Consider the following 11411-nt stretch of genomic DNA (forward strand, 5'->3'; position numbering starts at 1 on the left):
AGCTGCGCCATCGCGATGCCGCGCAGCGCCAGCGCGGGCGGGTCGTTGCGCAGGGCAACCCGGTTCAGCGCGCCAAGCGGGTCACCCGCGGCGAGCGCGCGTGCCGCAGCGGTGATCAGGGCGTCCATCGGAATCCCGCCAAAGTTGTCACTCCCGCCCTCGGGTCGATGCCGCCCAATCTATCCCACCACCAGCGCGTCGCATCCGGCGATGCGCAAAGAAACGGGAGACGAACCATGGCAAGCCACACCACCGCAACACGCGAAGACTGGCTGGCAGCGCGGCTGGATCTGCTGGAGGCGGAGAAGGAGCTCACCCGCCGCGGCGACGAACTGGCACGGCGGCGCCAGGCGCTGCCGTGGGTGCGTGTCGACAAACCCTATCGCTTCGATACCGAGGACGGCAGCGCTTCGCTGGCCGACCTTTTCCAGGGGCGCTCGCAGCTGCTGGTCTACCACTTCATGTTCGGGCCCGACTACAGCGCAGGCTGCCCGTCCTGCTCCGCGATCGCGGACGGCTTCGACGGCTTCGCCGTGCACCTGGCCAACCACGACGTGACGCTGGCCGCGGTATCGCGCGCACCGCTGGCCAAACTGCAGGCCTACAGGCGGCGGATGGGATGGTCGTTTCCGTGGGCGTCCTCGCAGGGCGGCGACTTCAACCACGACTTCAACGTGTCCTTCTCCGAAGAGCAGCAGCGCGACGGAACGGTCGAGTACAACTACCAGCGCGGCCGCCACGCCATGGATGCGGTGCCGGCCCCGGCGCCGGTCGTGCAGTTCGCCGCCGCCTGCGGCACCGACGCGCCCACCTACGTACGCGACCGCCCCGGCCTGAGCACGTTCGTGCGCGAAGGCGACGCCGTCTACCACACCTATTCCACCTACGCGCGCGGGCTGGATGGCCTCTGGGGCATGTACCAGTGGCTGGACCGCGCGCCCCGCGGGCGCAACGAGGCGGGCATCTGGTGGCGTCGCCATGACGAGTACGGCGAGCGCTAGCCCCATGGACGGCGCATTCGACGCCGCCGCTCGAGGCGTGCAGGGCGAGTGGGGCTTCCTTGGCGTCTGCGCGCTGCTGTTCGCCGCGGGTGTGGCGGCGACCATCGCGAGCTGCGCATCCATGTCCGCCATGGAAGGCATGGCGATGCCGGGAGGCTGGACGCTGTCCATGGCGTGGATGCGCATGCCCGGGCAGGCCTGGCCGGAGATCGCCGCCTCGTTGCTCGGCATGTGGCTGGCGATGATGGTGGCGATGATGCTGCCGTCCCTGGTACCCATGCTGCAGCGCTACCGGCAGGCGGTCGGCGTGGCAGGGCCATCGCGGCTGGGTTGGCTGACCGCGCTGGCGGGCGCGGGCTATTTCTTCGTGTGGACGGCGGTCGGCGCCGCCGTGCTGCCGCTGGGGTGCTTGCTGGCACAGGCCGAACTGCGGATGCCGGCATGGGCGCGCGCCGTGCCGGTGCTGGCCGGCGCGGCCGTGCTGCTTGCCGGCGCACTGCAGCTCAGCGCATGGAAGGCGCGCCGCCTCGCCTGCTGCCGCGCGATGCCGGCGCCGGGTCGCGAGCTGCCGGCCGTGGCCGGCGTGGCCTGGCGGCAGGGCATGCGGCTCGGAATCTACTGCAGTGCCTGCTGCAGCCCGTTGATGGCCATCCTGCTCGCCGTGGGACTCATGGACCTGCGTGCGATGGCCGCGGTGACCTGCGCCATCACGGCCGAGCGTTTGATGCTGGCGGGTGAGACGGTGGCGCAGGCCATCGGCGCGGTCGCCGTCGCGGCGGGGGCGCTGTTGATCATGCAGGCCATTGCGCTGCAGTGACGCGCAGCGCCCGGTGGCAGGCTAGGTGGCGGCTTTGCCGGTCCAAAGCATGGGTTCGTTGACGAAGTCGAACTGCAGCTGCAGCGGACGCCGTTCGTAGCGGCAGCGCCGCCACCGCCTCGGCTGCAGCGGCAGGCCGTCGCCGCCGATGCAGCGCACGCCCATCGGCTGCTGCCACCGCGCCATCGCCCGCGCCCGGGCCAGGCGCTGGTAGCAGTGCGAAACGGAGATCATCAGGCAATCGGCCAGGCGCCGCACGTCGTTGCCGCAGCAGCCGAACAGGTGGAGATAGGCGCTCGCCTGCGACTGCTGCGCATCGGGGTCGGTCAGCGGGCGTGCGCCCTGGGCCTCGCACCAGGCGTGCAAGGGATCATGCTCTGGATCGGCCGGCAGGGTGTCGACGAGGACGTCGGTTCCATCGTCGTCGTCTCGCCGCTGCCTGTGTGCGTACCGGACGGTGGTCTCGGCATAGCGCACGAAATGCTGGAACAGATAACCGAGCAGCAGCCTGCGGTAGCCCGGATCACCGAAGCGCATGGCCAGGCTCTTGCGGGTGCGGATCTCCTCCGCCATCAGCAGCGCCTGCTGCCCGACGTCCTCGGTGCCGTGCTCGCCTTGCGTGCGCCTGGCGATCCTCCGCAGATCGGGACGGCATTCGGCCAGGAAAACCAGGTAATCGGCGAACTCTTCCTGCGAGATCAAGCGGGCGCCCGGGATGGCCTCGATGAAGCGGCGCAGCGTACCGGCGGCCGATGTCACTGCCATGAAGGTCCCCGGGGAGCCGCCCGGCACGCGTACCCCCCGGCGTTTCCACGACACCGGCGGGGGCGGCTACACTTGGACGTCCAAATTGGCCTGCAGGCCAAGCCGCGACGTTCCACCGCCAGAGACCCACGCCCGTGCTTCTGATGATCGACAACTACGACAGCTTCACCTTCAACCTCGTGCAGTACCTGGGCGAGCTGGGACAGGAGGTGAAGGTGGTGCGCAACGATGCGCTGGACGTGGCGGGTGTCCGCGCGCTCAAGCCCTCGCACATCATGATCTCGCCCGGCCCGGGCACGCCGGACGACGCGGGCGTGTCGCTGGCGGTGCTGCGCGAGCTGTCCGGGGAGGTTCCGGTGTTCGGCGTGTGCCTGGGCCACCAGGCGATCGGCCAGGCATTCGGCGGCAGGGTGATCCGCGCCAAGCGGATCATGCACGGCAAGACCTCGCCGGTGCGCCATCGCGGGCAGGGCGCGTTCGCCGGGCTGCCCGATCCGTTCGAGGCCACGCGCTACCACTCGCTGGTGGTCGAGCAGGGCTCGCTGCCCGATTGCCTGGAAGTGACGGCGTGGACGGAGAACGCAGACGGTTCCATCGACGAAATCATGGGCCTGCGCCACCGGACGCTGCCGGTCGAAGGCGTGCAGTTCCATCCGGAGTCGATCCTGACCCAGCATGGGCACGACATGCTCGCCAACTTCCTTGGCCTGCCGCGGCGGAAGCTCGCCGCATGAGCCCGCGGGAGATCGCGATCACGCCCCAGGAAGCGCTGCAGCGCACGATCGAGCACCGCGAGATCTTCCACGACGAGATGATCGCGCTGATGCGCCAGATCATGGGCGGGGAAGTCAGCCCGCTGATGACCGCGGCGATCATCACCGGCCTGCGCGTGAAGAAGGAGACCGTGGGCGAGATCACCGGCGCGGCGCGCGTGATGCGCGAGCTGTCGGCCAAGGTCGAGGCCATGCCCCATCCGCACTTCGTCGACATCGTCGGCACCGGCGGCGACGGAGCCTCCAGCTTCAACATCTCTACCGCCGCGATGTTCGTCGCGTCCGCGGCCGGCGCGCGCGTGGCCAAGCACGGCGGGCGCAGCGTGTCGTCCAAGTCGGGCAGCGCCGACGTGCTCGAAGCGCTCGGCGCGGTGATCGACCTGTCGCCGGAACGCGTGGCGCAATGCATGGACGAAACCGGCATCGGCTTCATGTTCGCGCCCAACCATCATCCGGCGATGAAGGTGGTCGCCCCCGTGCGCAAGGAAATGGGCGTGCGCACGCTGTTCAACATCCTGGGTCCGCTGACCAACCCGGCCGGTGCGCCGAACATCCTGATGGGCGTATTCCACCCCGACCTGGTCGGCATCCAGGTGCGCGTGCTGCAGGCACTGGGCGCGCGCCACGCGATGGTGGTGTGGGGACGCGACGGCATGGACGAGATCTCGCTGGGCGCGGCCACGCTGGTCGGCGAGCTGCGTGGCGGCGAGGTGCGCGAGTACGAGATCGAACCGGAGGACTTCGGCCTGGCGATGGCCTCCAGCCGCAACCTGCGGGTGGAGGGCGTGGAGGAATCGAAGGCCATGCTGCTCGATGCGCTGGCCGGCCGCCACGGCGTGGCGCACGACATCGTCTGCCTCAATGCCGGCGCCGCGCTCTATACCGCCGGCGTGGCCGGCGACATCGACGAGGGAATCGCGCTGGCGCGCCAGGTGATCGCCAGCGGCGCGGCGCATGCGAAAATGACGGACTTCGTCGCCGCCACCCGACGCCTGGCTGTCTAGCCTCCGTTGTCCCGCAAATCCATATGACCGACATCCTGCAACGCATCCTTGCCCGCAAGGCCGAGGAAATCGCCGAGCGCAGCGCCGTGCTGCCGCTGGCCGAACTCTCCGCGCGCATCGACGATGCGCCGCCGGTGCGTGGCTTCGCTGCCGCCATCGAGGACAAGCTGGCTGCCGGCCTGCCGGCAGTGATCGCCGAGGTGAAGAAGGCCAGCCCAAGCAAGGGCGTGATCCGCGCCGACTTCGATCCGGCCGCGATCGCGCGCAGCTACGCGGCTGGCGGCGCGGCCTGCCTGTCGGTGCTGACCGACCGCGACTTCTTCCAGGGCAGCGAGGAGTACCTGAAACGGGCGCGCGCCGCATGCGAGCTGCCGGTGCTGCGCAAGGATTTCGTGATCGATCCCTACCAGGTGTACGAGGCGCGCGCGATCGGCGCCGATTGCATCCTGCTGATCGTCGCCGCGCTCGGCGACGCGGCCCTGCTGGAGCTGTCGCTGCTGGCCGCCGAGCTCGACCTGGACGTGCTCTGCGAAGTGCATGACGCCGACGAGCTAGAGCGCGCGCTCGCGTTGCCGGTGCCGCTGATCGGCGTAAACAACCGCGACTTGCGCACGTTCGAGACGACGCTGGACACCTCGCTCGCGCTGAAATCCCGCATGGCCGGCGATGACCGCGTGCTGGTGGCCGAATCGGGCATCCACACCCGCGAAGACGTAGCGCGGCTGCGGGCGGCGGATATCCACGCCTTCCTGATCGGCGAGGCCTTCATGCGCGCCGAGGATCCGGGCCTGGCCCTCGGGCGCCTGTTTGCGGCCTGACGTCATGGAAGGGCAGGCAACCGAAGCCGCCGGCGTGCCGCCGGTCGTGCTGTTCGATTTCGACGGCGTGCTGACCCACGCCGATACCTTCGAGCTGTTCGTGCGCGATCGCTATGGCCGTGCGCCATGGCGCAAGCTGCTCGCCGTTCTGATGCTGCCCGTGCTGGTGCTGCTGTGGCCGCTCACGCGGCGACTGCAGCGGCCGTTGGTGCACATTGCCTTGCTGGGCCTCAACGAGTTGCGCTACCGCGCGGTCGTCGAGGACTTCGCGGGCCGCCTCGTGCGCCGGCCGGGGCATTTCTGCCGGGACGGCATCCGCGCGCTGCGCCGCCACCAGGCCGCCGGCGAGCGGGTGATCATCGTGACCGGCTGCGAGCACGCGCTGGTGGAGAGCCTGCTCGCCCAGCTCGGGCTCGGCGGCGTGGAGCTGGTCGCCTCGCGGCTCAAATCCGGCCCGCTCGGCCTGCGCATGGCTCATCACAACGTCGGCGCCGGCAAGCTCAAGGCGCTGACCGCGCACGGCATACCGGCCTGGCACCGCGCCTACGGCGATTCGCTGCACGACCTGCACATGCTCAGGGCCGCGGCCGAACCCGTGCTGGTCAACGGCACGCCGAAGCTGTGCAAGCGGATCGAGCGGGCGCTCGGGCGCTCGATCGAGCGGGTGGCCTGGCACTAGGCACCGCGTCGGCCGGTGCCTCACCGCCGGTTCTGTCGGCGCTGCCGGGTGCAGGGTATCCGGGGCTTGCGCCTGCTTCGCCCCTGAAATACGTTAGTACTTACGTATTTTCTCCTGGCGAGTTTCCCCATGTACCTGGCCTCCCTTGGCAAGCTGGCCCTCGGCAGTCGCCTGAAGGCGCTCAGCGACCACTTCTACGGCGCCGCCGACGAGGTTTACCGGGCGCTCGGCGCACCCATCGAATCGCGTTGGCTGCCGGTGCTGCGCTACCTGTGGGACGCGGGCCCCAGCACGGTAACGGACGTGGCCATGGCGATCGGCCAGACCCACTCGGCAGTGAGCCAGCTCACCGACAAGCTGGTGCGCGCAGGCATGGTGCGGCGCCGGCGCGATCCGGCGGACGGCCGGCGCACGGTGCTGACGCTCACCGCCGGGGCGCAGGACGCGCTCGCCGGGCTGGGGCCGACCTGGTGCGCCGTGCGGCGCGGCGTGAACGTCTCGCTGGAAGAGCACGCCACGCATCTGCTCGATGCGATCGCGGCGTGCGAGCGAGCCCTGAAGGAGCGCCCGGTCGCCGAGGCGATCCTCGCCGAGCACGCTGCGATCAAGGCGGCGCCGCTGGAGATCGTGCCTTACGCTCCGGCGCTGCGCGAACACTTCTACCGCTTGAACGCGCAATGGCTGGAGCGCCATTTCCGCATCGAGGACATCGACCGGGCCGTGCTGGGCGAGCCGGAGCGCTACATCCTGCAACCGGGCGGCGCGATCTTTTTCGCGCGCCTGGGCGAGGACGTCATCGGTACCTGTGCCCTGCTGCAGGAATCGCCCGGCGTGTTCGAGCTCACCAAGATGGGCGTGGACGAGACCTTCCGCGGCCTGGGTGCGGGAAAACGCCTGCTCGAGGCGTGCATCGCCGAGTTCCGCCGGCGCAACGGCCGCACCTTGTTCCTGGAATCCAACAGCCGCCTGCAGACGGCAGTGCGGATGTACGAGAAAGCCGGCTTCGTGATGCAGCCGTCGGTGCGCGCCGGCTCGCATTACGAGCGGGCGGACGTCTACATGATCTATCGGCCGGGTGCGTGAGCGCGCCACCGGAGGAGCGGGGCCGCGTCCTTTGAGCGGTACTCGCGGCCGTGGACGATGCCTCAGCGCGTCCCCTTCACCACGATCGTCTTGCCCGAGACGTCGATCATGCCCTGCTCTTCCAGCTGCTTGAGCACGCGGCCGACCATCTCGCGCGAGCAGCCGACGATGCGGCTGACTTCCTGGCGCGAGATGCGGATCTGCGTGCCATCCGGGTGGGTCATCGCGTCCGGCTCCTGGCACAGGTCCAGCAGCGTGCGCGAGATGCGGTTGGTGACGTCCATGAAGGCCATGCGGCTGACCTGGCGCGAGGTGCGCAGCAGGCGGTTGGTCAGTTGCGAGCCGATCGCGAACAGGATCTTCGGGCATTCCTCGCGCAGCGGGCCTTCCATCAGCTGGAACAGGCGCTCGTAGCTGATCTCGGCCATCTCGCAAGGGGTGCGGCTGCGCACGATCGATTCGCGCTGCGCCTGCTCCACGAAGAGGCCCATCTCGCCGATGAACTGGCCGCGGCTGAGGTACGCCAGGATCAGTTAGCGGCCCTGCTCGTCCTCCGTGCAGACGGCCAGCGAGCCTTCGATGATGTAGTAGAGCGTATTGGCCGGGTCGCCCGGCCGGATGATCGCGGTCTTGCCCGGATAGCGCCGACGGTGGCACAGGGCCAGGAAGCGCTCCATCGATGCCGGGTCGGGCGCAAAGCTGAGCGGCGCCTGGGACCGTTCGAATGCCTGCTGGAGTTGATATTTGAGTAGCGCCACGTTGGGATTTCCATTGAGCCGGTGCTGCCGCCAGAGCGTTACCATGCATCACGCGTCTCGCCCGATCAAGAGATGTGCGTCCGCCGAGCCGTCGGGTTCTGTTTTCCAGGGTTTTGCCGCATACTTCGCAGTCTTTCGTCCAGGCTGCCCCTGGATGGATCAGGGTCGCGCAGGATGAGGGTCCTGGCGCGTCTTTTCTTTTTTCGCGGGGACCCTTGCTGCTAACCCGCCTCATCTGCTGGCCGTGCCCCCGGCCATGGAGAGTCGCCGTGGTGAAACCGCTCCCGCGCCTGCGCCTGCAGGGCTTCAACAACCTGACCAAGGCCCTGAGCTTCAACATCTACGACATCTGCTACGCGGTGTCCGAAGAGCAGCGCCAGCGCTACATCGAGTACATCGACGAGCAGTACGACGCCGATCGTCTCACGCAGATCCTCACCGACGTGGCCGAGATCATCGGCGCGAACATCCTGAACATCGCACGCCAGGACTACGACCCGCAGGGCGCCTCGGTCACCATCCTGATCTCCGAGGAGCCGGTGGTGGAGAAGCTCGGCCGCGACACCATCTCCGGTGCCGTGGTGGCGCACATGGACAAGAGCCACATCACTGTCCACACCTATCCGGAGACGCATCCGCACAACGGCATCGCGACCTTCCGCGCGGACATCGACGTGGCTACCTGCGGCGTGATCTCGCCGCTGAAGGCCCTGAATTATCTGATCGACAGCTTCGAGTCGGACATCGTGGTATGCGACTACCGCGTGCGCGGCTTCACCCGCGACATCAAGGGCAAGAAGCACTTCATCGACCACAAGATCAACTCGGTGCAGGACTACCTGGCGCGGCACATCCGCCAGAAGTACGAGATGTTCGATGTCAACGTGTACCAGGAGAACATCTTCCACACGAAGATGCACATCAAGGACTTCGACCTGGATACCTACCTGTTCGAGGCGCATGCGGACGATCTCTCGTTCAAGGAGCGCCAGCGCATCGAATCGCTGCTCAAGCGCGAGATCGAGGAACTGTTCCACGGCCGCAATCTGATGTAACCGAAGACCCCGCCGCAGGCGGGGTTTTCGTTGCGCGCACGCGCGCGCGGCTAGCCTCGCCGCATGCGCGCCTTCCTGCTGTTCCTGCTGCTGCTCGCCCTGCTGGGGCTGGTGTGGTCGCGCGGCTGGCGCCCGCCGGACCGCTACAACCCGTGGGCACCGCTGGATCTGCGAGCGCCGCCGGACCTGTTCTTCCGCTACAAGCTGGGTCGGCTGGCGAGTGATCCGCGAGCCTGCCGGGTCGCCCTGGCCCAGGCCGGTGCCCGGTTCGAGCCGGTCCCCGACCATGCCGGGCCGGGCGGGTGCGGCTGGACGGATGCGGTCCGCCTGCGTGGCACCGGCCAGGCGAGGCTTGGGCATCCGGCGATCGTCACCTGTCCGCTGGCCGCGACCCTGGTCCTGCTCGATCGCCGGGTGCTGCAGCCGGCCGCGCGGGAGCTCTACCGCAGCACGGTGCGCGAGGTCGACCACGTCGGCAGCTATGCCTGCCGCAACATCTACGGCCGCGCCGACGCGCCGCTCAGCCGCCATGCCCGCGCGGCGGCCATCGATCTGAGCGGTTTCGAACTGGCCGACGGGCGGCAACTGGACATCGCGGGCGAATGGAGCGGGCAAGGCAAGGCCGGTGCGTTCCTGCATCGCGTGCACAACCGCGCCTGCGAGGTGGCCGGCATGGTGCTGGGGCCGGACTACAACCGCGAGCACCGCAGCCATTTCCATCTGGAAGCGAGCGGTTGGGGTTATTGCCGTTGAAGGACGATGTCGTCCGTCTAAGCGGCGGATCCCGCGAGCGACCGGATCAGATGCGGTAGGCGACGGTTTTCATCACCAGGGAGCTGAGATGCATCAATCTGGGGATGGGAAAAGGCAGGTCGATGCCGCCGCGTGCCCTGGCGTCGTCCGCATGGCGCACCTCGTCGGCCTGCATCCGGGCCAGGACGGCGCGTGAGCGCTCGTCCTGCGGCGGCAGGCGTTGCAGGTGGTCCTGCAGGTGCGCTTCCACCTGGCGCTCGGTTTCCACCACGAAACCCAGGCTCACCTGGTCGCCGACCAGCGCCGCGACGGTGCCGATCGCGTAGCTGCCGGCGTACCAAAGCGGATTGAGCAGGCTGGGGCGACTATCCAGTTCACGCAGGCGTTGCGCGCACCAGGCGAGATGGTCGGTCTCCTCGCGTGCCGCGTGCTGCAGGTGCGCGCGGGTGGCTTCGTCGTGCGCCAGGGCGGCCTGACCGTCGTACAGCGCCTGCGCGCATACCTCGCCGGTATGGTTCACCCGCATCAGGCCGGCGGCGTGGCGGCGTTCCTGTTCATCGAGCGAGGCCTCCTGCAGCGTCGCGGCCGGCGAGGGGCGCGCGGCCTCTGGCATGCCGGCGACCGTTTCCAGGGCACGTTCGATGCCGATCAGCAGCCGGTCGAACGGAGAGAGCGAGACGACATTCATGGGCATTTCCTCCGATCAGCCACGGCGCCGGCGGTGCACGCAGGTATATCCTTAGCCGGCACCGATATTGGACGACAGCCGCCGCCGCGGCGCCAGCGCACCGTGAGCCGACGGGCCGCGCGCAAGCTGCCGGCAGGGGCGCACGGGCTTGGCCGTCCGGGAGGGTGCAGACCTGCGCCGCACGTACCGGCTGGCCAGCGCGGCGATGCGTCCGGACCTGTTCTGGCGCACCGCGGCCGTGCTATTATCGCCAGCTCGCAGCCGGCCGACCGGCAGGCTTGCGCGATCGATGACGGCTCCGCTATCATCTCGCGCCTTTGTTCCACCGATTCCGCTTACCGCCTTCGTGGCGGCAGACAGGTATTCTTCAAATGAAAACGTTCAGCGCCAAGCCGGAAAGCGTCAAGCGCGACTGGTACGTGGTCGACGCCACGGGCAAGACGCTCGGTCGTCTCTCCACCGAGATCGCCCGTCGCCTGCGCGGCAAGCACAAGCCGGAGTTCACCCCGCACGTCGATACCGGCGACTACATCGTCGTGGTCAACGCCGAGAAGGTCGCGGTCACCGGCGCCAAGCTGGACGACAAGATGTACCACCGCTTCACCGGCTACGTCGGCAACCTCAAGAGCATGAACCTGAAGGACATGCTGGCCACGCACCCGGAGCGCGTGATCGAGATCGCCGTCAAGGGCATGCTGCCGAAGAACCCGCTGGGCCGCGCGATGTACCGCAAGCTCAAGGTGTACGGCGGTGCCGAACATCCGCATACCGCCCAGCAGCCGCAGGCGCTGGAGCTGTAATACGCGGTCCTGCGTGCATAGCGGCCATCCGTGGCCGCACTGTTAAATAACATCGGAAAACCCATGGCTATCCAGCAGAATTACGGCACCGGCCGCCGCAAGACCTCCGCCGCCCGCGTGTTCCTGCGCAAGGGCAGTGGCGCCATCGAAGTCAACGGCAAGCCGCTGGATCAGTTCTTCGGCCGCGAGACCTCGCGCATGATCGTGCGCCAGCCGCTCGAGCTGACCCAGAGCGCCGAGAAGTTCGACATCAAGGTGACCGTCGCCGGCGGCGGCATCACCGGCCAGGCCGGTGCGATCCGCCTGGGCATCGCCCGCGCGCTGATCGAGAACGACGAAACCTTGAAGTCGCCGCTGCGCAAGGCCGGATTCGTGACCCGCGATGCCCGCGAGGTCGAGCGCAAGAAGGTCGGTCTG

General features: G+C 68.5%; 13 protein-coding genes and 1 pseudogene. 11 read left to right on the forward strand and 3 right to left on the reverse strand.

Translation table 11 applies throughout. The features are described 5' to 3' along the window. The first annotated feature begins 236 nt into the window (after nucleotides 1-236). Nucleotides 237-1001, forward strand: a complete 765-nt coding sequence (locus tag HOQ08_RS08290; protein WP_291193197.1) for a DUF899 domain-containing protein — start codon at nucleotides 237-239, stop codon at nucleotides 999-1001. A 4-nt stretch (nucleotides 1002-1005) separates the two neighbouring features. After that, the gene (locus HOQ08_RS08295) at nucleotides 1006-1818 is read left to right on the forward strand and encodes a DUF2182 domain-containing protein (RefSeq protein ID WP_291193199.1); all 813 of its coding nucleotides are present in this window, start codon (nucleotides 1006-1008) and stop codon (nucleotides 1816-1818) included. Between the two features lie 21 nt (nucleotides 1819-1839). Here the strand turns inward: HOQ08_RS08295 and HOQ08_RS08300 are convergent, their stop codons facing one another. After that, complete coding sequence (locus HOQ08_RS08300) at nucleotides 1840-2583, reverse strand: hypothetical protein (RefSeq protein WP_291193201.1); 744 nt, start codon at nucleotides 2581-2583, stop codon at nucleotides 1840-1842. A gap of 134 nt (nucleotides 2584-2717) precedes the next feature. On the opposite strand from HOQ08_RS08300, the gene HOQ08_RS08305 reads away from it, so the two are divergent. The 5 genes from HOQ08_RS08305 to HOQ08_RS08325 all read left to right on the forward strand — a co-directional run bounded on the left by HOQ08_RS08305 (nucleotide 2718) and on the right by HOQ08_RS08325 (nucleotide 6940). Further along, complete coding sequence (locus HOQ08_RS08305; protein ID WP_291193203.1) at nucleotides 2718-3317, forward strand: aminodeoxychorismate/anthranilate synthase component II; 600 nt, start codon at nucleotides 2718-2720, stop codon at nucleotides 3315-3317. After that, nucleotides 3314-4360: an anthranilate phosphoribosyltransferase gene (trpD, locus tag HOQ08_RS08310; protein WP_291193205.1), complete on the forward strand. Its 1047-nt coding sequence runs from the start codon at nucleotides 3314-3316 to the stop codon at nucleotides 4358-4360. The genes HOQ08_RS08305 and trpD overlap by 4 nt, the downstream gene beginning before the upstream one ends. A gap of 23 nt (nucleotides 4361-4383) precedes the next feature. Further along, a complete protein-coding gene (gene trpC, locus HOQ08_RS08315; protein ID WP_291193207.1) occupies nucleotides 4384-5178 on the forward strand; it encodes an indole-3-glycerol phosphate synthase TrpC in 795 nt (264 codons plus the stop codon). A gap of 4 nt (nucleotides 5179-5182) precedes the next feature. Beyond that, entirely contained in the window at nucleotides 5183-5857 is a 675-nt protein-coding gene (locus HOQ08_RS08320) for an HAD family hydrolase (protein WP_291193209.1), read from the forward strand. A gap of 129 nt (nucleotides 5858-5986) precedes the next feature. Further along, a complete protein-coding gene (locus HOQ08_RS08325; RefSeq protein ID WP_291193211.1) occupies nucleotides 5987-6940 on the forward strand; it encodes a bifunctional helix-turn-helix transcriptional regulator/GNAT family N-acetyltransferase in 954 nt (317 codons plus the stop codon). Between the two features lie 62 nt (nucleotides 6941-7002). Here HOQ08_RS08325 and crp read toward each other — a convergent pair. After that, nucleotides 7003-7743: pseudogene (crp, locus tag HOQ08_RS08330) on the reverse strand (cAMP-activated global transcriptional regulator CRP). A 224-nt stretch (nucleotides 7744-7967) separates the two neighbouring features. Between crp and speD the strand changes: the two are divergent. Together speD and HOQ08_RS08340 are read left to right on the forward strand one after the other, a co-directional pair. After that, nucleotides 7968-8753, forward strand: coding sequence for an adenosylmethionine decarboxylase (gene speD, locus HOQ08_RS08335; RefSeq protein WP_291193213.1), 786 nt, complete (start codon nucleotides 7968-7970; stop codon nucleotides 8751-8753). A 63-nt stretch (nucleotides 8754-8816) separates the two neighbouring features. Beyond that, nucleotides 8817-9506 carry an extensin family protein gene (locus HOQ08_RS08340; protein ID WP_291193215.1) on the forward strand — a complete coding sequence of 230 codons (690 nt, stop codon included), beginning with the start codon at nucleotides 8817-8819 and terminating at the stop codon, nucleotides 9504-9506. Between the two features lie 46 nt (nucleotides 9507-9552). Here the strand turns inward: HOQ08_RS08340 and coq7 are convergent, their stop codons facing one another. After that, entirely contained in the window at nucleotides 9553-10194 is a 642-nt protein-coding gene (gene coq7, locus HOQ08_RS08345) for a 2-polyprenyl-3-methyl-6-methoxy-1,4-benzoquinone monooxygenase (protein WP_291193217.1), read from the reverse strand. A 371-nt stretch (nucleotides 10195-10565) separates the two neighbouring features. Between coq7 and rplM the strand changes: the two genes are divergently transcribed. Together rplM and rpsI are read left to right on the forward strand one after the other, a co-directional pair. Further along, nucleotides 10566-10994 (forward strand): 50S ribosomal protein L13, encoded by a 429-nt coding sequence (gene rplM, locus HOQ08_RS08350; protein WP_291193219.1) that lies wholly within the window; start codon nucleotides 10566-10568, stop codon nucleotides 10992-10994. A gap of 63 nt (nucleotides 10995-11057) precedes the next feature. Beyond that, nucleotides 11058-11411 (forward strand): 30S ribosomal protein S9 (rpsI, locus tag HOQ08_RS08355; protein ID WP_291193221.1); only part of this gene is annotated, 354 nt, incomplete at its 3' end.

Origin of the sequence: Frateuria sp., from assembly GCF_013362045.1 — a bacterium.
In the GTDB taxonomy this organism is placed as follows: domain Bacteria; phylum Pseudomonadota; class Gammaproteobacteria; order Xanthomonadales; family Rhodanobacteraceae; genus Frateuria_A.